The following is a 21,383-nucleotide window of genomic DNA, read 5'->3' as shown; positions in this document are numbered from 1 at the left end:
GCGCCACCAGCGCCGCCACATCGGCAGCCCCCTGCGCCAGCAGCAGCGGAAACACGTGCAGTTCCTCGTCCTGGTGGTGCAGGGGCGCGGCGATGTCGAAATAGCGCAGCACGTCGCGCGCGGCCTGCTGCGCCGGGACATCCGCGCCGTGCTCCAGCACATGGGCCCGCAGTCGCTGCAGAAGGCCCAGCGTGCGCTGCACACGCTCATGGCAGGCTTCCAGCATGGCGAAGGGCTGCTCGAACCCCACGGCCGGAGCGTTGAAGCCGGGCAGGGCCGAGGTGGTGCCCATGGCGCTCACCCGAACCGGACCGGCTGCCCCTGCCGATCAAAGGGAATGTAGGCGCCATGGGCGCCGCCCTTGATGGCATCGACCATGCGCTGCAGGGGGGCCTCGGCGTCGGCGCTGGTGGGTGCGTGGTTCAGCGTCCCCGACATCGCCGCAGCGAACACCATGGCCCAGTCGTGGCCCGGTGCGGTGAACTGGCGCGCCTCTTCCACCAGGGCGCTGAACGAGGGCAGCTCCTGCGGCGTCTTGTCCACGCACATCAGCGGCACCAGGGCACCGCCTTGCCCAGCCTCGAAGCGAGCGCGCTGGGCAGGCGTGGCATCGTCGGGCAGCTCGACGGCAGCAAACACGAAGAGAAGGCGCTGGGGCTCGGGCTGAAGCCGGGCCGCCTGCAGAAGATCGTCGAAGCTGGAAATGTCCATGGAAGGTCTCGCAATGAAAAAAGGCGATCGTCAAAGGGCTATCGAGGTGCCCGCGCTGCGCTGGCCGCGAGGGGTGGGTCCATTGCGCCGGGTCATGGCTTGCGTGCCGATAGGCCTCTTCAGAAGCCGGGCACGACACCCCGAACGGCGTCCAGGGTGCTGACATAGGCGCTGGCGGCCGGGCGTGCGCGTGCGGCCTTGCGCGACTGTACCGTGCCGATGCTGATGAAACACACCGCCTGCTCGGAGGCCGTCAGCCCGAACAGGGCACGCAGGCTGTTCGATTTGAGGGCCTTGCCGCTGGTCAGGGACGAACCGTAGCCCTGCGCGGTGGCCATCAACAGCATGTTCTGCACGGCACAACCCGTGGACACGAGCCGCTCGCCCAGATCAACCTCGGGGTCGCCGCGCTCGCCATCCACCACGACCAGCATCAGCACCGGCGCGCGGTAGGCTTTTTCGCGCGCCTGCTCGCACTGTTCGGGCGCGGCGCTGGGGTCGCGCTCCAGCAGGGCCTGGACAAACACGTCGGCCAGCGGCGGCCGCGCGGCCTCGGGCACCAGCACAAAGCGCCATGGCAATAGCTGGCCGTGGTCTGGCGCGTGGGCTGCAGCGTGGAGGATGGCCGACAGTTCGGCGGCACCCGGGCCTGGCGCCCCCAAACGCTTGGGCAGGATGGTCTGGCGCGACTGAATGAGCGCCGTTGCCATGGCCGCCACCGCGCCATCGTCCGCCGCAGCGGGATGCCCGGTAACGGGTGCAGGCTTCAGGGGCCAGGGAATGACAGCCATGGAAAAATCCTCGATTCAGCCCGGTCGCCCATCGGCGCGCAGGCAACCGTACCAGCGCCCCAGCCGCAGGCCCCAGATGCCCATGGTGCCGGCCCACAGGCCCGCAGCCAACGGCAGCAACCAGGGCAATGGCAGCCCGGCAATACCGGGCACGGCCGCCGCAATGCGCAGCACCGTCGCTGCCTGCAGGCACCAGAAGAGCGACCACGCGATGCGGTCAGCCACCAGGGCGCGCCCGCTGTGGCCACACGAAACCCGCGTGACCATCGCCAGCATCAACGAGGCAAGGCAGCCCATGGTCAGCGCGTGCAGTGCCCCCAGGGCCAGCACGCCGATCCCCAACGTGGCCTCGAGCCATTGGGAAAGCCCCCCCAGCAGAAACGCCACCCCCAGCCACAGAAAACCGATGTGCAGCATGGCCAACAGCTTGTTCTTCAGGCTTTGCACCAGCCCCCACACCCAGGCCAGCCAGACCAGCACGCCGCCCACGGCCAGCTGCAGCGTGCCATGCACCAGCATCCACGCCGTCCCAGCGGCGCCATGGGGGATGCCGGCCCACTCCAGCCATGCTGCAAGCACCTGAAGCACCGCGGCGCCCAGCATGAGCCACAGCACCCAGAACGGGCGCCAAGCCTCGACCATGGGCATGGCACTGGAGGTGAAGAACGGAATCATGCGGTGCGCCACCGTGACGTAGACCACCACCACAAACCCCCAGAGCCCCGTGAACACCCAGGTCCGCGCCAGGGCTGGAGCGTCGAAAACCTGGCTGAGCCACAGCCCTGCCAGGCTGGCGCAGCCCACCACGCAGGCCGTGCCGATGGCACGGGCATGGAGCTGGTCCGGCGCCTGGCTACGCCGTATGCGCCCCCAGAACTGCGCGGTCATCCAGACCAGCCCGGCGCAGGCCAGGGCCAGTCCGGCCCATGCCACGCCGGCACGCAGGTGCGCGCCCGCCAGCCACAGCAGCCAGCCGGCCGCCTGCAAGACCAGCGGCCAGCGCAGGGCCGGCACCGGCAGCGGCTCGACACCGAGCCACTTGGGCCCGGCGGTGAAAAGGAATCCCGAAAAGAACAGCGGAATGAAGCCGAACGCCATCACGGCCGAATGCACGAGCGTGGGCGACACCGCATAGTGCAGATCCAGCCAGCCGGTGGACCGGTCGAACTGCACCAGAGCCCACCACAGGCCCGAGGCCACCAGCACCACCATGGCCAGAAAGAAACCCAGCCGATGGGGCGCAAGCATCAGGTAACGGACACGCCAGCGCTTGTCCATCTTCGCCAGCGCCTCCGCAGAAGGCTTGCCAGACGCCACTCGCACCGGAATGACGGGCCGGGAGGTCACCCACAGCTTCCCAGGTGACCGCACTGCGTGCAGTAGTCGCAACCGTCCTTGCGGATCACGGCGTGCGCCCCGCATTCGGTGCACTTCTTGCCAGCCATGGCGGGCGGCATGCCGCTGACCGGCAATGCTGGCTCTTCCAGCGGCAGCAACTGCTGCACCGGATCGGTCACGCGCCGCGCCAGGATGTTCTGGATGGCGTAGGCCATGGCCGCCACTTCGGAGTCATGCCACATGGGCACGCGGGTGCCGTCGTCCTTCTGGTGCGTGCCAAGGCGCACGGGGCCGCGGTCCCACGCCACCTTGCGCATGTCGGACAGGGCGCGTTCCAGAAAACCGCCGCGGGCCGCCAGGGACAGCAGCCGCATGCTGGCAGTGATCCATTGCTGCGATTCGCCGCTTTGCCCCACCGGCATGAAGAATTCGATGGCGCGATCCACCGTGCTGTTGCCCACACCCGTAGGGACGGGCAGGAAGGAAACGATGAGGTACAGCGTCTTGTGGCCTTCCTGCGTCCAGTACTCCACCTTCTCGGCCACGGCCGAGAGGCCGCCCTTGGGCCGGCTCTCGATCACGGTGCGCATGGGGTCGAAGGAGGACGGGGCCGCAGGGACCGCCACTGGCGCTGCCGGAGCGGGCGCCGCATGGGTTTCGAGCACCGACCCCAAAATGGAATTGGGGCGGTAGGTGGCCAGTCCCTTGAGGCGTGCACGCCAGGCCTGCAGGTACAGGTCCTTGAAGTCTTCGTAGGGGTAGTCGGCGGGGATGTTCACGGTCTTGGAAATGGCCGTGTCCACGAAGGGCTGCACCGCCTCCATCATGGCGATATGCCCCTCGGCCGGCATTTCCAGGGCCGAGATGAAGTAGTCGGGCAGTGCGTTCACGTCGCCGCCCAGTTCGCGGTACAGCCGCCATGCATGGTCTTCCACCGAATACTCGCTGGTACTGCCGTCGGCTTCGCGCTTCTTGCGCTTGTACATCCACGAGAACGGAGGCTCGATACCGTTGGAGGCGTTGTCGGCAAAGGCCAGGCTCACGGTGCCGGTGGGCGCGATCGAAAGCAGGTGGCTGTTGCGGATGCCGTTCGCGCGAATGGCTTCCTTGATCGACTCGGGCAGGCGGCTGGCAAACGTGCCGGCCGCCAGGTAGGGCTCGGCTTCGAACTTGGGGAAGGCGCCCTTCTCGCGGGCGAGCTCCACCGAGGCGCGGTAGGCCGCGTCGCGCATGGCTTCGGCAATGCGCGCCGCCATGGCGCGGCCTTCCTGCATGTCGTAGCGCAGGCACAGCATGGCGAGCGTGTTGCCCATGCCAGTGAATCCCACCCCGATACGGCGCTTGGCCATGGCCTCGTCGCGTTGCTGCGGCAAAGGCCAGAAGGTCACGTCCAGTACGTTGTCGAGCGCGCGCACCTGCAGGGCCACCACCTTCTCGAAAGCCTCGAAATCGAACGACGGCAAGCCGTCGAACCCGAACGGATGGCGCACGAACCGGGTGAGGATGACAGGGCCCAGGTCGCAGCAGCCATAAGACGGCAGCGGCTGCTCGCCACACGGGTTGGTGGCGGCAATGGCCTCGCAATAGTTCAGGTTGTTGTCTTCGTTGATGTGATCCAGGAACAGGATGCCTGGCTCTGCGAAGTCATAGGCCGACTTCATGATGATGTCCCACAGCGCTCGCGCCTGTACCGTGGCATAGACCCACTGGCCGTCGGCCCGCTGATGGGCCCCCTGTGCCATGGCGGCGGTGCCAGGACGCGCGCGGTGCACCAGCTCCCACGGCCGGTCGTGCTGGACAGCTTCGATGAAGGCATCGGACACCCCCACCGACACGTTGAAATTGTTCCAGCGCCCCGGAGTGCGCTTGGCGGTGATGAATTCCTGCACATCAGGATGGTCGATGCGCAGCACCCCCATCTGCGCGCCTCGCCGCGCGCCCGCGCTTTCCACCGTGGAGCACGACTGGTCAAACACATTCATGTAACTGCAAGGCCCCGAGGCCACGGAGGCTGTTGCCTTGACCTGGGCGCCCTTGGGCCGGATGCGCGAGAAGTCATAGCCCACGCCGCCACCGCGGCGCATGGTTTCGGCCGCCTCGCGCAACGCTTCATAGATGCCCGGAAAACCCTCGTCGTCCACGCCCTGGATGCAGTCACCCACGGGCTGCACAAAGCAGTTGATGAGGGTGGCCTGGATGTCGGTGCCTGCTGCGCTCATGATGCGGCCTGCGCCAATGGCGCCGGCGTGCAGGTTGGCCAGGAACAGCTCCTCGTATTTCTGGCGCAGCTTGGGCGCCTCGACAGAGGCCAGGGCATGGGCCACGCGGCGGTAGAGGTCTTCGACGTTGGTTTCGCCGGGCTTGAGGTATTTCTCACGCAGCACATCGAGGCTGATGGGCTGCGACGAAGAGGTGGGATTCATGGGGGGACTGGGTTCGCGCTTCATGGGTTTCTGGATGATTGGTATTCGCTGCCTGCCGGCCTTGCGCTCCATCAAGAAGGGAATCAAAGCTCGTCCAAAAGAACCTGCCCGTCATGCTCCACATAGGGGTGGTACGGCCCCGTACCACTGTTGTCTGCCAACGACGCGGGCACAAAGCCCCCCGTCTTGACATCGAACACATGCACTTCCCCCTCCTCGATCACGTAGTGCCAGCCGTGCAGGCTGATCTGGCCTGCCTGCACTCGGCTACGGACCATAGGATATTCCATCAGCCGTTCCAGCTGCAGCACAACGGCTCTCTGTTCGGTGCGCCGCAGTGCCTCAGGCCCCGGTTGCACGGGCAGCAATGCCTCGCGACCCAGATCCAGCCAGCGTTCGAGGTTCGGCGCCTCGGGCGAGACCTCACCATACATGGCCTTGATAGCCCCACAATGACTGTGGCCACACACGATGATGCGGCGCACATGCAGGTTCAGCACCGCGAACTCGATCGCTGCGGTGGTCCCGTGGTGGCCGTGCGAGCCGTCGTACGGGGGGATGAAAGCCCCCACATTGCGCACCAGAAACAGCTCGCCAGGCCCCGCACCGGTCAGCAGATAGGGGACGAGGCGCGAATCCGAGCAGCCGATGAAGAGTGTGGTGGGGTGCTGTCCCCCGTCCACCAGGTCCTGGAACTGCTGGCGGTACTGGGGAAAGGCGTCGTCATGGAACCGACGCAGACGATCGAGCAGTTCATCCGGCATGAAACCAGTCCGTAAGTGAAGCAGCGCTGGCCGCTACTGGACCAGCGGTGAATCCGCCGCATCCAGCACCACGCCCTCGACCACGGCCGCGCCTGCCAGCAACTGCAGGTATTGGCGCAATGCGTTGACCCAGGCCTGCTGGCGCAAAGTCAGCCCGATTGCCTTCCGGACCTCTTCAAAGGAGGGCTGCAGCCCCGCCTCGCGCGCCACCACCTCTACCACATGCAGACCGAAACGGCTGTGCACCAGGCGGGACAGCACCCCGATTTCGGCGCTGCCAAACACTTCGCGGGCGAATTCCGGGGCGCAGTCCGCCCGGCTGAGCCAGCCCAGGTCGCCGCCCTGCTGGCCACTGGGACAGTTGGACCATTGTGCGGCGGCCTCGGCAAACCGTACGCCACCGTCATCTGCGCAGCGCAGATCCAGCAGCATGGCCTCGGCCCGCAGCCGCAGTTGCTTGACATCCACGCCCGGCGTCACGGCAAACAGCACGTGGCGCAGTTGCGCACGCTCCCCCTGCGCATGGGCGGCGGGGTGTGCTTCATGGTAGCGGCGGCAGGCTTCTTCAGAGGGCTCGGGAATGGGCAGCTCGCGCTCCAGCAATTGCTCGATCGCGGCCGATGCGGCCGCGCTGGTGGCGCCATCGGTTCCCGGCACGTCATCAAGGGGCAGCAGGCCCGCCTGCTGGGCGGCCTGGCGCAACAATTCGGTGCACGCACGCTGGCGCAGCGTTTCCTCGTCCAGCATCTGCCCCGCCTCATGCAAGGCGATGCCGTTGACCCTGGCCACCGGCATGGACTGTTCAACGCCCTCTGTCGCAAGCACGGGCGCCAGCGGCGCGGCTTCCACTGCCGTTGCCAGCGCTTCGTACGCAGCCGCCTGCGCAGCGGTGAGCGTACTGTTGCCGGTGTCACTGCCGGTGGAGGCGCATCCGCAGCCTCCCGATCCACATCCATGGCTCATGTTGTGCTCCTCGTTCAGGTGGGATGCCTCAGACGCGACGCTGGTCGCTGGGCTGCATGTGGCCTTGCGGCAGGTTCATGCGACGCGCGCGCACCAGTTGGTAAGGCCGCAGCACATAGGCCAGCGTGCCGAAGCCGCTCCAGACATGGACAAGACGGGTGAACGGGAAGATCAGGAAGATGCTCATGCCCAGCACCATGTGGGCCTTGAAGATCCAGCCGGCATCCGCGAGCAGACCTACCGCCCCCGAACGGAAGGTCACGATGCGTTGCGCCCACTCTGCCAGCAACATCATCATGGAGCCGTCCAGGTGCTTGGCCGACAGCGGAATCGTTGCCAGACCCAGTGCCAGTTGCAGCCACAGCAGCAGCAGCAGGACGATGTCACTGGTCTTCGACGTCGCGCGGATGCGTGCATCCGACAGGCGCCGGTGCAGCAGGATGGAAACCCCCACGAAGCCCAGCAGACCCGCGATACCGCCCGACACCATGGCCATCAACTGCTTGTTGCCTGCACTGATGAAGGCTTCATACAAGAAGTGCGGCGTCAGCATGCCCACGGAGTGCCCGAAGAAGAGGAACAGCACCCCTATGTGAAACAGGTTGCTGCCCCAGCGCAGGCTGCCGGCCCGCAGCAGTTGGGAGGAATCGCTCTTCCATGTGTACTGGTCGCGGTCGAACCGCACCCAGCTGCCAATGAAAAAGACGGAAAGGCAAATATAGGGATAGATCCCGAAAAGCAGGGTATCAAGCCAGGCGGTCATACGGAGACTCCTTCTGGTGCACGCGGGGTGCGGACAAAATGCATCGGTTGCGGCTGGCCAGGCTTGGCCTGCCCCTGGGTGCTGCAACCACCAAACGCTTCGGGCTCGGCCCAGACCTCATCCATGGGTGGTTCGGGCGTCAGCGTCACCGGCTGGGCGCGCTGGCCCGACACTTCGAGCACGGCTGCAACAACGCTGGCATAGGGGCTGTTACGCGCCACCAACGCGCTGAACAGCGCGTTCAGGATGTGTGCCATTTCGCCCAGGAACTCCATCGCCACCGCAGGCGGCTGCGTGGAAGCGAACTCGAGCACCACAGGCAGATGGTCGGGAAGCTCTTCGGCATCGAACTGCAGGCCGGCCTTTTCATAGGTCTGCATCAAGTCGATGAGCGCCGGGCCGCGGTCGCGAGAATCGCCATGCACATGCTCGAACAGGTGCAGCGAAGTCTGGCGCCCGCGATCGAAGTTGTCGACGTAACGTGCCTCTGCCTCCATCGGGTCCAGTGCGGCCAGGTGCTGGCACAGCGCCTCGATCTCGGCCATGCGCTCAGGGGTGAGTGCCTGTTCCAGCTGCAAGGCATCCAGCAACTGGGGCATGACGCTGCGCATTTGCGCGTCCGGGTAGCTCAGCAAATAGCCAAGGGCGCGCAGGGTGAGGCGCAGAGTGGCTGGGGTTTTCTTGAACATGGCAGCTTCCTTTACACCGTGGCCTTGATCGGAATGGTGCGCGGCTTCTTGCCACCAAACATGCTGGTTTCGGTAGCACCATCGGAGCAGCCGTTGCCGAACGAGAAGCCACAGCCGCCGCGGATGTCAAAGGCGTTTTCGGCATATTCCCGGTGCGCCGAAGGAATCACGAAACGGTCTTCGTAATTGGCGATGGCCATGACCTGGTACATCTCCTCCACCTCGGCCATCGACAGGCCGGCCTGCTTGAGCACTGCCAGGTTCTGGCGCTGCTCCACATGCTTGTCGCGCTGGTAGGTGCGCATCGCCAGCATCCGCTCGAGCGCCTGCACCACGGGCGCGGTGTCGCCCGCCGTGAGCAGGTTGGCCAGGTACTGCACGGGAATGCGCAGTTGCGACACATCGGGAATATCACCATTCACGCTCATGTGGCCTGCATTGGCGGCGGCCGTGATGGGCGAGAGCGGCGGCACATACCAGACCATGGGCAGCGTGCGGTACTCGGGGTGCAGCGGCAGGGCCACCTTCCACTGCACGGCCATCTTGTAGACCGGGCTGTTGCGGGCGGATTCCATCCAGCTGTCCGGGATGCCATCAATACGTGCCTGGCGGATCACATCGGGGTCGTTCGGGTCCAGGAAGATGTCGAGCTGCGCCTGGTACAGGTCGCGGTCGCGTTCCACGCTGGCGGCTTCCTGGATGCGGTCTGCGTCGTACAGCAGCACGCCCAAATAACGGATGCGGCCCACGCAGGTTTCCGAGCACACGGTCGGCTGGCCGGCTTCGATGCGCGGGTAGCAGAAGATGCACTTCTCGGCCTTGCCCGACTGCCAGTTGTAGTAAATCTTCTTGTAGGGGCAGCCGGAGACGCACATGCGCCAGCCGCGGCACTTGTCCTGGTCGATCAGCACGATGCCGTCTTCCTCGCGCTTGTAGATCGAGCCCGAGGGGCACGATGCTACGCACGCCGGGTTCAGGCAATGCTCGCACAGGCGCGGCAGGTACATCATGAAGGTGTTCTCGAACTGGCCGTAGATGTCCTTTTGCACATCGTCGAAGTTCTTGTCCTTGCTGCGCTTGCTGAACTCGCCGCCCAGGATTTCCTCCCAGTTCGGGCCCCACTCGATCTTCTCCATGCGCTGGCCGGTGATCAGGCTGCGCGGGCGCGCCGTGGGTGCCGCCTTGCTTTCGGGCGCCGACTGCAAGTGGTCGTAATCGAACGTGAAGGGCTCGTAGTAGTCGTCGATCTGCGGCAGGTTGGGGTTGGCGAAGATGCGCATGAGCAGCTTCCATTTGCCGCCCTGGCGGGGGGCGATGGAGCCGTCCGGGTTACGCACCCAGCCACCGTTCCAGCGGTCCTGGTTTTCCCATTCCTTGGGGTAGCCAATGCCGGGCTTGGTTTCGACGTTGTTGAACCAGGCGTATTCCACCCCGGGGCGGCTGGTCCAGACGTTCTTGCAGGTAACAGAACAGGTGTGGCAGCCGATGCACTTGTCCAGGTTCAGCACCATGCCGATTTGTGCGCGAATTTTCATCGTTTTTCTCCTTGTGGCTCAGGCATGTGCGGGGGCATCAGACACATCGTCGTCCAGCCAGTCCACGCGGTCCATCTTGCGTACCAGCACGAACTCGTCGCGGTTGGTGCCGATGGTTCCGTAATAGTTGAAGCCATAGCTGTACTGGGCGTAGCCGCCGATCATGTGGGTGGGCTTGAGCACCACGCGGGTGACCGAGTTGTGGATACCACCGCGCGTGCCAGTGATTTCCGAGCCCGGGGTGTTGATGATCTTTTCCTGCGAGTGGTACATCATCACCATGCCGGGGTTCACGCGCTGGCTCACCACCGCACGGGCCGCAATGGCACCGTTGGCGTTGAAGAGCTCCACCCAGTCGTTGTCCACGATGCCGGCGCGTGCCGCGTCGTCCTCGCTGAGCCACACCACCGATCCGCCCCGGTTGAGCGTGAGCATGATCAGGTTGTCGCTGTAGGTCGAGTGAATGCCCCACTTCTGGTGCGGCGTAATGAAGTTCAATGCAATCTCGCGGTTGCCATTGGGCTTCTTGCCCTCGACTTCGTGCAGCGCCTTCAGGTGCACCGGTGGGCGGTAACTCACAAAGCCTTCTCCAAAGTCGCGCATCCAGGGGTGGTCCTGGTAGAACTGCTGGCGGCCCGTAAGGGTGCGCCAGGGGATGTACTCGTGCACGTTGGTGTAACCGGCGTTGTAGCTGACCTTTTCGCTTTCCAGACCCGACCAGGTGGGCGAGCTGATGATCTTGCGCGGCTGCGCCTGGATGTCGCGGAAGCGGATCTTCTCGTCCTCGCGGTGCAGCGCCAGGTGCACGTGGTCGCGGCCGGTCTGTTTGCCCAGGGCTTCCCAGGCCTTGCAGGCCACGTGGCCGTTGGTCTCAGGCGCCAGCATCATCACCACTTCGGTGGCGTCGATGTCGGTCACGATGCGGGGCATGCCCTGCGTCACGCCCTCTTCCTTCACGCGGCCGTTCAAGTCGCCCAGCTGGCCGACTTCGGTTTGCGTGTTCCAGCCGATGCCCTTGCCGCCGTTGCCGGCCTTGTCCATCAATGGGCCCAGGGCGGTGAAGCGCTTGTACAGGTTGGGATAGTCGCGCTCGACCACCGTGACCTGCGGCGCGGTTTTGCCGGGGATGAGTTCGCACTCGCCCCGCTTCCAGTCACGCACGCCATAGGGCTGGGCCATTTCGCCCGCGGTGTCGTGCATGATGGGCGTGAGCACTACGTCCTTCTCGACGCCCAGGTGGCCCACGCTGACCTCGCTCACGGCCTTGGCGAAACCCTTGTAGATCTCCCAGTCGCTCTTGGCCTGCCACGCAGGGTCCACCGCCGTGGAAAGCGGGTGGATGAAGGGGTGCATGTCGCTGGTGTTGAGGTCGTTCTTCTCGTACCAGGTGGCCGTGGGCAGCACGATGTCGGAGTACAGACAGGTCGTGCTCATGCGGAAGTCAAGCGTGACCAGCAGGTCCAGCTTGCCTTCGGGCGCCTTGGCGTGCCACTGCACTTCCTCGGGCTTGGCCTCGTCCTGGCCCAGGTCCTTGCCCTGCACACCGTGGGTGGTGCCCAGCAGGTGCTTGAGGAAGTACTCATGCCCCTTGCCCGACGAGCCCAGGATGTTGGAGCGCCACACGAACATGTTGCGCGGCCAGTTGTCGGGGTGGTCCGGGTCCTCGCAGCTCATCGTGAGGCTGCCGTTCTTGAGCGACTGCACCACGTAATCCTTGGCGTCCATGCCCTTGGCAGCGGCGTCCTTGGCCACCTGCAGCGGGCTGGTCTTGAGCTGGGGCGCCGAAGGCAGCCAGCCCATGCGCTCAGCGCGCACGTTGTAGTCGATCATCGAGCCGCTGTACGACTTCTTGTCGGCCAGGGGCGAGAGGATTTCCTCCATGCCCAGCTTCTCGTAGCGCCACTGGTCGGTGTGGGCGTAGAAGAAGCTCGTGCTGTTCATCTGGCGCGGTGGGCGGATCCAGTCAAGCGCGAAGGCCAGCGCGGTCCAGCCGGTCTGGGGCCGCAGCTTTTCCTGGCCCACGTAGTGCGCCCAGCCGCCACCGCTCTGGCCGATACAGCCGCACAGCATCAGCATGTTGATGATGCCGCGGTAGTTCATGTCGCAGTGGTACCAGTGGTTCATGGCCGCACCGATGATGACCATGGACTTGCCATGCGTCTTGTCTGCGTTGTCGGCAAACTGGCGCGCCACGGTGATGATCTGGTCACGCGGCACGCCGGTGATCTTTTCCTGCCAGGCGGGGGTGTAGGGGCGGTCGGCATCGTAGCTGCCACCGGGCTCTTCGCCGGGCAGACCCCGGTCGATGCCGTAGTTACCGGCCAGCAGGTCGAACACGGTGGCCACCATCACGCGGCCCTGGGCTTCGTGCCCGGCCAGTTCCAGGTGGCTTACCGGCACGCGGCGCACTATCACGTCGCCGCCTTGTTCGTTGGCGGTGAAGTTCGGCGTTTGCACACCGCCAAAGTACGGGAAGGCCACGTCGGCCACGTCGTGGGCCTGGACACCGTCTTCGATCACCGACAGCTTGAGCTTGACGGTGTTGCCGGTGCGTGCTTCCTTGTTCTCCAGATTCCACAGGCCCTGGTCGGCACGGCCGTCGGCGCCCCAGCGGAAACCGATGGAGCCATTGGGCAGCGTGACCTGGCCCAGCTCGTCGTAGCCCACGGTCTTCCAGTCGGGGTTGTTGGACTGGTCGAGCTGGCCGGGGAAGTCGCTGGCGCGCACGTACCGGTCAGGCACCATGACCGTGCGGCCATCGGGCAGCGTCTTTTCTTTCAGTACCACCAAGAGCGGCAGGTCGGTGTAGCGGCGCGCGTAGTCGTCAAAGTAGGCGCTGCGGCCCTTGCCACCATCCTTGAAGTAGAACTCCTTGAGGATCACATGGCCCATGGCCATGGCCACGGCGGCATCGGTGCCCTGCTTGGGGTGCATCCACAAGTCGCCCAGCTTGGCCACTTCGGAATAGTCGGGCGTGATGGACACGACCTTGGTGCCCTTGTAGCGCACCTCGGTCAGGAAGTGGGCATCGGGCGTGCGCGTCTGGGGCACGTTGGAGCCCCAGGCAATGATGTACGAACTGTTGTACCAGTCGGCCGACTCGGGCACGTCGGTCTGCTCGCCCCACACCTGCGGACTGGAGGGTGGCAGGTCGCAGTACCAGTCGTAGAAGCTCATGCACACGCCGCCGATCAGGCTCAGGTAGCGCGAGCCTGCGGCATACGAGATCATCGACATCGCGGGAATGGGCGAGAAGCCGATGATGCGGTCAGGGCCGTGCTTCTTGATCGTGTAGACATTGGCCGCAGCGATCATCTGGTTGACTTCGTCCCAGGTGCTGCGCACGAAGCCACCCAGGCCGCGCTGCTTCTGCCATTCGCTGCGCGAGGCGTCGTTCTCGACGATGCTGGCCCAGGCGTCCACCGGACTCTTGGCCAGGGCCATGGCGGCGCGCCAGTGCTTGAGCAGACGGCCGCGCACCATGGGGTATTTCACGCGGTTGGCGCTGTACAGATACCAGCTGTAGCTGGCGCCGCGTGCACAGCCGCGGGGTTCATGGTTGGGCAGGTCGGGGCGGGTGCGGGGGTAGTCGGTCTGCTGGGTTTCCCACGTCACGATGCCGCCCTTGACGTAGATCTTCCACGAACATGAGCCTGTGCAATTCACGCCGTGGGTGCTGCGCACGATCTTGTCGTGTGCCCAGCGGTCGCGGTAGGCATCTTCCCAGGTACGGTCTTCGCCGTTGGTCTGACCGTGGCCCTGCGCAAAATTCTCGCGGGGCTGCGAGAAGTACGAAAGGCGATCGAGGAAATGGCTCATCGGGGGCTCCTTTTTCTAGCAATTGGGTACATGAATCAGCAAGGCATCTCTGCGTGCTTGCGGGCGTAGTACCACCAGGTGATCACAATGCAGATGACGTAGAAGGCAACGAAGGTCCAGAGCGCTGCCTCGGGGCCGCCGGTCAGTGCAATGGAGCTGCCGTAGCTCTTGGGAATGAAGAAGCCCCCGTAGGCGGCCATTGCGGCCGTGAAGCCCAGCGTGGCAGCGCCCAGCGTGTTGCCCTCCTTGGTGGCCTGTGCCACAGCGGCCGCGTTGTTGCGATCGACACCGCGCAGGGCTTCAGTCAGGAAGATCACCGGAATCATGCGGAACGTCGAGCCGTTGCCGATGCCGGTGGTCAGGAACAGCACCAGAAAGCACACGAAGAATCCCGAGAACTGCCCTGCCGAGCCGCCCGAGGGCAGGAAGCCAATGACCCCCACCACGGCCAGCGCCATGACGACGAAGTTCCACAGCGTGACGCGTGCGCCGCCAAGCTTGTCGGCCAGCCAGCCACCGAAGGGCCGCACAACCGCGCCCACCAGCGGACCAAGCCATGCGTAGGCCAGTGGGTTGACGCCAGGAAACTGGCTCTTGATCAGCAAAGGAAAACCAGCGGCATAGCCGATGAAGGAGCCGAACGTGCCCAGGTACAGCACGCACATCAACCAGTTGTGCTTGCGGCGGAAAATGGCGGCTTGCGTGGCGAAGGAGGCTTTTGCATCGGCAATGTCGTTCATGCCGAACCAGGCCGCCAGCGATGCCAACGCGATCCATGGCACCCAGATGAAGGCCGCGTTCTGCGTCCACACCTGCGCCGATTGGCCATTCTTCACGATCGTCTGCGGATCGCCCCCAAAGATACCGAAGATGCCAGCCGTGACGACCAGCGGGCTCAGGAACTGCACCACCGAAACACCCAGGTTTCCCAGGCCGGCATTCACCCCCAGCGCCGAGCCCTTGCGCTCTTTCGGAAAGAAAAAGCTGATGTTGGCCATGCTCGAACTGAAGTTGCCGCCGCCCAGGCCGCACAGCAGCGCAAGCATCAGCATCGTCGGGTAGCCGGTGGTGTTGTCCTGCACCGCGTAGCCAATGCCGATGGCGGGTATCAACAGGGTGGCCGTGGAGATGGCCGTCCAGCGGCGGCCACCCACGAGCGGCACCATGAACGAATAGAAGATACGCAGTGTGGCGCCGCTGAGGGCAGGTGCCGCGGCCAGCCAGAAGAGCTGGTTGGTGGAGTACTTGAATCCCAGCCCCGGCAGACTCACGGCCACCACGCTCCAGACCTGCCAGATGGCAAAGGCCAGGAACAGCGCAGGCACCGAGATCCACAGATTGAGCTTGGCGACAGCCTCACCCTCGCGCTCCCAGAATGATTTGTCCTCCGGAGTCCAGATAGTGAGCGTGCGCCCCTGGCGCTCGCCGCTGCTGAGTTGGTTGGCAGACATGGTGTTACCTTGAAATATTTGTGCGGGCGGCTCAATGCGCCGAAACATGGGACGGGTCCATCACATCGGTGCGGCGGACTTCCGTGAAATACATCCAGATCAGCGAAACCCAGACCACGCCATACATCAGCATGAAGGCGCTCGAGCGGATGCCGGTCCAGTCCATCAGGGCGCCGAACATGATGGGCAGCACGAAGCCGCCCAGCCCGCCTGCCAGCCCCACGATGCCGCTGATGGCCCCGATGTTCTTGGGGTAGTCGTCGCTGATGTACTTGAAGACACTGGCCTTCCCGAAGGCAAACGCCACGCCCAGCAAGCCCATCAGCGCAGTGAACGCATAAACATTCAGGCCCAGGTGGAAGGTGGTGGGGCCATTCACCGTGAGGATGGTGAAATCAGTCTGCGGATAGCTCAGCAGGAACAGGCAGATCCAACTCACCCACATCACCCACCAGGTCACGCTGTGGGCGCCGTACTTGTCGCTGAGCACGCCGCCGATGGCACGCAGCACTCCGCCGGGCAACGAGAAGCAGGCCGCCAGCAGTGCAGCCACCCGAATGTCCAGGCCGTATTCGCCCACGTAGTACTGCACCATCCACAGCGACAGCGCCACGTAGCCACCGAACACGATGCTGTAGTACTGGCAGTATTTGATGACCTTGGGGTCCTTGAGCGCCCGCAACTGGTCGGTGAACTTGACGTTGCTGGACACGAGATGCGCCGGGTCGGAATAGCTGAACAGCCAGAACAGCACCAGGGTACCCAGCATGATGGCGGCATACACCTGCGGCACCATGGTCCAGCCAAAGGCCACCAGCAACACCGGCGCCACGAACTTGTTCACGGCCGCACCGGAATTGCCTGCGCCATAGACACCCATCGCAGTGCCCTGGCGGTTCTTGGGGAACCAGCGGGCCACATAGGGCGTGCCCACGGAGAAAGAGCCCCCCGCCAGCCCGACAAACAGACCGATGGTGAGAAAATGCCAGTATTCGGTGGCATAACTCATGAGCCAGATGGCCGGCACGGTGATCGCCATCAGAACCGCCATCACGATCCGCCCGCCAAAACGATCGGTCCAGATACCCAGGGGCACGCGCACCAGCGAGCCGGTGAGCACCGGCATGGCCGTCAGCAGGCCGAACTGGGTTGCGCTCAGGTTCAGCATCTTCTTGATCGGGATGCCGATCACGCCGAACATCATCCACACCATGAAGCAGACCGTGAAGGCCAGCGTGCTCACCAGAAGCACGGACCAAGCCTGCCGTGTACGTCGCGGACTTTCGCCCGCCGAAAGCGATGCGTTTGCCATGGGATATTCCCTCTCTTTCCTGTGTGGCCTGCATCGTCTCGCCTGGGCAGGGTTTTGCCTATCCCTCTTCGGGACGTTTCACCACGGCAAAAGAACGAGGGCATCGGAGCACCATCGTCCAAAAGAACTACTACCTTCGCGAACCGCTCCCGCGGCGGGCACCGACTGCACCCAGCGCACGCCAGTCACCCCGAGATCCACAGTCACCGCGGCAGGCGCCAACGATGTGGGCGTGTAGAACGACGCGCTGCAGGCGCCCGACACGAGCCCGTTAGACACCCGCGCCGCAAAACTCGAAGAAATGAAAGGGCTGACAGGGCGGGCACACGGCCCGGAGGCGCAGCAACGCACCGCTCCTCGGTCTGCGCCATCCGGCCCGCCCGGGGAGGCGATGCAACCCAGGTCAGCGCAGGCGATCGGAGGCGTACACGGCCGCCTGCACCCGCGAACTGAGCCCGAGCTTGCGCAGGATGTGCTGCACGTGGATCTTCACCGTGGTCTCGGCAATATCAAGGACCCGCGCGATTTCCTTGTTGCTGGCGCCGCGGACAATCTCGCGCAGTACCTCTTCTTCACGGGGCGACAGCGGCGTGCTCGCATCGCCCACGTCGAACGCAGCTGGCGGTTGCGATCTTTCGGCAGACCCTGGCTCAAGGGCGTCCGCCTCGGGAGCGCCCTGCGACTGGAAAGCCGCCACCAGCTTGCCCATGAGCTCGGGGCTCACGACGGGCTCGCCTGCCGCAGCGCGGCGGATGGCCTGCGCCAGCAGGTCGCCATCAATGGTCTTGAGCAGATATCCCTGTGCACCATTGCGCAGCGCAGTGGCCAGATCCTGCGCATCCTCGCTGACGGTGAGCATGAGCACGCGCGACGACGGCGACACTTCGCGCAACCCGCGGATGGCGTCCACACCCGTCACGCCGGGCAAGTGGTTGTCCAGCAGGATCACGTCCGGGCGCAATGCAGGGGCCAGGCGCATGGCCTGCGCGGCATCGCCCGCCTCGCCCACCACCTGCAGGCCCGGGTCCTGCCCCAGCAAGGCCACCAGGCCGCGGCGAAACAGGTTGTGGTCGTCCACCACGAGCAAGGTCACGGGTCGCAAGGAAGGCATAGGCATCAGTGTTCGGATTCGGCAAGGACCGGCAGCGGCGTTTCGCGGGGCGCCTGCAGGGCGGCCATGGTGGGCAGTTCGATGCATACGCGGGCACCCTCGCCCGGCGACGATTCGACCTGCACCACGGCCCCGATGCGCTGGGCGCGCTCGCGCATGATGCCCAGGCCGACATGCAATGAATCGGGCGGCACCGCATCGACACGGAACCCGGTGCCATTGTCCAGCACTTCAAAGCGCCAGCGGGGGTGGCGGTGGACGTGCAGTTCCACCCGTGTCGCGCCCGAATGCTTGCGCACGTTCGACAAGGCCTCCTGCACCATGTGCAGCACCTGGATCTGCACGTCGGGCGGCAGGGGCAAGCCGTGTCCGGCCATGGTGAGTGTGGTGGCGATGCCCGTCTGGTGCTCGAACTTCGACAGCGTGGCGCGCAGCGCGGCCTCGATGTCTTCCTCGCTCGTGCGCGTGCGAAAGTGCACCAGCAATTCGCGCACGTCGGCATAGCATTCGCGCACGCCCACGTCCAGCTCGCCCATGCTGCGGTCGCGCGCCACCACGTCGCCCTTGGCCACCGCGTCGCGCAGCAGCTGCGTCTGAATTTTGAGGAAGGCCAGCGATTGCGCGATGGAATCGTGCAGCTCACGGGCCAGCAGGCTGCGCTCTTCGGCCACGGCGGCCTCGCGTTCGAGGGCCGTCGCCCGCAGACCTTCCATGGCACTGGCCAGGTGGCGCGTCATCGCCTCCAGCAGATCCCGCACCTCGTCGGTGTGCGCGGTGGGTGAGCGGAAAAACAGATTGATTTCGCCCAGCAGCCGCTGCTGCATCTGCACCGGAATCGCCACCATGGTCTGGAACCCCGCATCGCGGCAGTGCGGAAACGCCAGCGTGGTGGAAGGCACGATCGGGATGACGCGCGTACGCGCCTGGCTTTGCGGCTGCCCGCACATGCAAGCGCCGGTGTGCAGGCAGTGCTCCTCCTCGGTCATGGCCACCGGCATGCCGTCACCCGCCAGCAGCACGTAGCGTTCGTTGGCCTCGTCGGACCAGCGCACTGCAGCAGCGTCTGCACCCGCCACACGGCGGATCTGCTTCACGAACCCCTGGGCCAGCGCTTCCAGCCCAGTTGCCGAGGAAGCCAGTGCACTGACCTCATAGAGGGCCGCCAGGCGCTGGTTCTGCACCGCGATGTTGGCGGTTTTCTCGCGCACCTTCTGCTCCAGTTCCTCGTGCGAGGCCTGGAGCGCGTGGGCCATCAGGTTGAAGCCCGCCGAGAGCTGGCCGAATTCGTCATCGGCCTCCACCGGCAACCGCACCCCGAGGTCGCCCTGGCGCAGGCGCGCCTGCGCCTGCTGCAATTGCGACACCGGGTTGAGCACCAGCAGGTAGCTCACGGCCATGAAGGTGATGGCGGCGGCAATCGCCACCGCCATCATCGACAGCTGAAAGATGTGCAGCACCGCCGTCCAGCCCGCGATCTGGATTTCGATGGCCTCGACAAAACCATCCACTTTGTGAACGAAGCTGTCGGCCTGCGCCAGGGAACGCGCACGGTCCGGCGGCAATCCGACTGCCCACTCCTTGCGCAAGCCACCCCAGGTCGTGCGGATTTCCTCGAACCGCTCCCGCGTATCGGCGCCCCATGGCACGAACAGGGGGCGGGACGGATCCCCCGTCCGCAGCAACTCCAGGCTGGCATCGAACTGCCGCGCATGCCGCTGCACTTCCTCGGGGGATTCGGTCTGCTGCACGAGCACCATGCGCAGCATGTTCATGCGCAGCCGTCCGGCCTCGTTGACGGCAGCCGCGCCGCCCTCGAGCTTCCAGGCCACCCACAGCGTCAAGCCGATGGAGGCCAGGGCCACCAGCAGGAACCCGCCGCCCATGGCCAACAGCTTGAAGGTCAAAGGGGACTTGGTGCGCATGGGCGCAGTGTAGGAAGGCGCGATAAACCCACTCTTGACGTGCATCAAGATTGCGCCGCGTAGCATTGCCGCATGTCGCCTGCATTTCTCCGACCCTTGTGGCTTCTGAGCGCCGCCGCCACGTTGGGCATACTGGCCGGCTGCGCCAGCCCCCCCACCATCGTGTCTGCCACCGCCTGGCCGGCCGCGCTGGACGCGGCGCCCCCGGCCGATGTGCTGCTGCTCGGGGAGCAGCATGATGCCCCCGACCACCAGCTGTTGGAGCGCCAGACGGTGCAGTGGCTTGCAGGGCGCGGCCAACTCGCCGCCCTGGTCCTGGAAATGGCCGAGCGCGGCCACAGCACCGCCGGGCTGCCACGCGAAGCCACCGAGGCGCAGGTGCAATCTGCGCTGCAATGGCACGACGCGGCCTGGCCGTGGTCGGCCTATGGCCCCGTGGTCATGGCGGCAGTGCGCACGGGTGCGCCGGTGCTGGGCGGCAACCTGCCGCGCACCGCCATGGCCGAGGCGGAAAAAGACGCCCACTGGGACAACCACCTCGCTGCCCATGCACGCGAACAGTTGCATACGGCCCTGCAGGAAGGCCACTGCGACATGCTGCCTGCGGCGCGGCTGCCCACCATGGCGCGCATCCAGATCGCCCGCGACGCCAGCCTGGCCGCCACCGCCCGCGAAGCGATGCGCCCCGGCCAGACCGTGCTGCTGGTGGCCGGGGGCGAACATGTGCTGCGCCACCGGGGGGTCCCGACCCACTGGCCGCGCGATGTGCAATCGAAGGTGGTCTCTGCGCTGGCACGGCCACCACAGGGCGAGGCGGCAGGAACCGCGCCAGCGACGGCCGCGGCGGGGACAGGCACGGACATCGTCATCTCCACCCCGCCCCTGCCGCCGTACGACGCCTGCGCATCGCTGCGCCCGCCCCAGTAGCGCCTGCGCAAAAAAGCGGGCAACGCAGGACGCAGGACGCAGGACGCAGGACGCAGGACGCAGGACGCAGGACGCAGGACGCAGGACGCAGGACGCAGGACGCCAACACTACGGCCATTTGCGGTTTTCATTGATTTTGATGCTTCAGACCGCCCGCGCCTTTACGCGTCCTCCGTCTGCAGCTATAGAAAGTAGAGCAACCACGGTCTTGCCGCTAACCTGCACAGCACTGCGCTGCTGGCCACATGCGCCCCCAAGCGCGTCCAGTGGGCATCGAAGCATCAGGAACCATCGCCCCGATCCGCTACGCTCCCGCACGCCATCGAATGGCACACCAATGTGGCTACATCGCTTATATATCTTCCGTTTGACGCTACAAAATAAGGAGCATACAGACACCCCCTCTCGACATGGCGCACAGCCCCCGCAACTGTGCCCTGAAAACCGGGGCGCCGGAGCCCCATCTCCACAAGGTTTCCAGGCACAGCAATTGCCGCCAAAGAAGCCCTCAGTGCATGCACGGCAAGCAACGACAGCTACAGAGAAAGAAGCAATTCCCCCGTCGATCCGGTGCGCCCCCGCATCCGCTTGCGCTCCGCGGCATCGACATCCGCCGCGCTGAGCGCCAAGTCGCGGCGGCAGATGACCGCCCCTTCGGGGCCTGCCGTGGCACCCGGTGTGCGCAACGCCCGGGTATCCATCGCAGACCGCTGCAAAAAAGAGCAAGCCACCGGTACCCAGTCATACGGGCCGCGTCACCCGGCAGTTTCCAGAGGGTGGGCGCGCTGCTTGCCTGACGTTGGGCGTTGGGCGTTAGGCGTTAGGCGTTAGGCGTTAGGCGTTAGGCGTTAGGCGTTAGGCGTT

General features: G+C 65.3%; 16 protein-coding genes. 1 reads left to right on the top strand and 15 read right to left on the bottom strand.

Features of this window, described 5'->3' with window-relative positions:
• The 15 genes from ACDELDRAFT_RS08950 to ACDELDRAFT_RS08880 all read right to left on the bottom strand — a co-directional run.
• The coding region (locus tag ACDELDRAFT_RS08950) for a hemerythrin domain-containing protein (RefSeq protein WP_005795717.1) at positions 1 to 292 on the bottom strand (292 nt) is incomplete at its 3' end.
• 5 nt (positions 293 to 297) lie between these two features.
• Positions 298 to 711, bottom strand: a complete 414-nt coding sequence (locus ACDELDRAFT_RS08945) for a hypothetical protein (protein WP_005795715.1) — start codon at positions 709 to 711, stop codon at positions 298 to 300.
• 119 nt (positions 712 to 830) lie between these two features.
• Complete coding sequence (locus tag ACDELDRAFT_RS08940) at positions 831 to 1,502, bottom strand: nitroreductase family protein (RefSeq protein ID WP_005795713.1); 672 nt, start codon at positions 1,500 to 1,502, stop codon at positions 831 to 833.
• Between the two features lie 15 nt (positions 1,503 to 1,517).
• Complete coding sequence (locus ACDELDRAFT_RS08935; RefSeq protein ID WP_232504748.1) at positions 1,518 to 2,849, bottom strand: NnrS family protein; 1,332 nt, start codon at positions 2,847 to 2,849, stop codon at positions 1,518 to 1,520.
• The gene (locus tag ACDELDRAFT_RS08930) at positions 2,846 to 5,287 is read right to left on the bottom strand and encodes an adenosylcobalamin-dependent ribonucleoside-diphosphate reductase (RefSeq protein WP_040328587.1); all 2,442 of its coding nucleotides are present in this window, start codon (positions 5,285 to 5,287) and stop codon (positions 2,846 to 2,848) included. Before ACDELDRAFT_RS08930 ends, ACDELDRAFT_RS08935 begins: the two co-directional genes overlap by 4 nt.
• 59 nt (positions 5,288 to 5,346) lie before the next feature.
• On the bottom strand, positions 5,347 to 6,027 hold the full coding sequence (locus ACDELDRAFT_RS08925; RefSeq protein ID WP_005795707.1) for a carbonic anhydrase: 681 nt from the start codon (positions 6,025 to 6,027) through the stop codon (positions 5,347 to 5,349).
• A gap of 33 nt (positions 6,028 to 6,060) precedes the next feature.
• Complete coding sequence (locus ACDELDRAFT_RS08920; RefSeq protein WP_005795705.1) at positions 6,061 to 6,990, bottom strand: peptidylprolyl isomerase; 930 nt, start codon at positions 6,988 to 6,990, stop codon at positions 6,061 to 6,063.
• Between the two features lie 28 nt (positions 6,991 to 7,018).
• A complete protein-coding gene (narI, locus tag ACDELDRAFT_RS08915; protein WP_005795704.1) occupies positions 7,019 to 7,753 on the bottom strand; it encodes a respiratory nitrate reductase subunit gamma in 735 nt (244 codons plus the stop codon).
• Positions 7,750 to 8,442, bottom strand: coding sequence for a nitrate reductase molybdenum cofactor assembly chaperone (gene narJ / locus ACDELDRAFT_RS08910; RefSeq protein ID WP_005795703.1), 693 nt, complete (start codon positions 8,440 to 8,442; stop codon positions 7,750 to 7,752). Before narJ ends, narI begins: the two co-directional genes overlap by 4 nt.
• 11 nt (positions 8,443 to 8,453) lie before the next feature.
• Entirely contained in the window at positions 8,454 to 9,977 is a 1,524-nt protein-coding gene (gene narH / locus ACDELDRAFT_RS08905) for a nitrate reductase subunit beta (protein ID WP_005795702.1), read from the bottom strand.
• An 18-nt stretch (positions 9,978 to 9,995) separates the two neighbouring features.
• Complete coding sequence (locus ACDELDRAFT_RS08900; protein ID WP_005795701.1) at positions 9,996 to 13,796, bottom strand: nitrate reductase subunit alpha; 3,801 nt, start codon at positions 13,794 to 13,796, stop codon at positions 9,996 to 9,998.
• Positions 13,797 to 13,831: 35 nt separating this feature from the next.
• Complete coding sequence (locus ACDELDRAFT_RS08895; RefSeq protein WP_005795700.1) at positions 13,832 to 15,247, bottom strand: NarK family nitrate/nitrite MFS transporter; 1,416 nt, start codon at positions 15,245 to 15,247, stop codon at positions 13,832 to 13,834.
• Between the two features lie 31 nt (positions 15,248 to 15,278).
• Positions 15,279 to 16,559 (bottom strand): MFS transporter, encoded by a 1,281-nt coding sequence (locus ACDELDRAFT_RS08890; RefSeq protein ID WP_005795698.1) that lies wholly within the window; start codon positions 16,557 to 16,559, stop codon positions 15,279 to 15,281.
• 403 nt (positions 16,560 to 16,962) lie between these two features.
• Positions 16,963 to 17,676: a response regulator gene (locus ACDELDRAFT_RS08885; RefSeq protein ID WP_005795697.1), complete on the bottom strand. Its 714-nt coding sequence runs from the start codon at positions 17,674 to 17,676 to the stop codon at positions 16,963 to 16,965.
• Positions 17,676 to 19,592: a type IV pili methyl-accepting chemotaxis transducer N-terminal domain-containing protein gene (locus ACDELDRAFT_RS08880; protein ID WP_040328583.1), complete on the bottom strand. Its 1,917-nt coding sequence runs from the start codon at positions 19,590 to 19,592 to the stop codon at positions 17,676 to 17,678. The genes ACDELDRAFT_RS08885 and ACDELDRAFT_RS08880 overlap by 1 nt, the downstream gene beginning before the upstream one ends.
• Before the next feature lie 72 nt (positions 19,593 to 19,664).
• Here ACDELDRAFT_RS08880 and ACDELDRAFT_RS08875 point away from each other — a divergent pair, with 72 nt between their 5' ends.
• Positions 19,665 to 20,519 (top strand): ChaN family lipoprotein, encoded by an 855-nt coding sequence (locus ACDELDRAFT_RS08875; protein ID WP_005795693.1) that lies wholly within the window; start codon positions 19,665 to 19,667, stop codon positions 20,517 to 20,519.
• The last annotated feature ends 864 nt before the right edge of the window (positions 20,520 to 21,383 follow it).

This window comes from Acidovorax delafieldii 2AN (assembly GCF_000175235.1).
Lineage (GTDB): Bacteria > Pseudomonadota > Gammaproteobacteria > Burkholderiales > Burkholderiaceae_C > Acidovorax > Acidovorax delafieldii_B.
The sequence above is the reverse complement of the archived record's forward strand: the minus strand, read 5'-3'. Positions and strand labels throughout refer to the sequence as shown.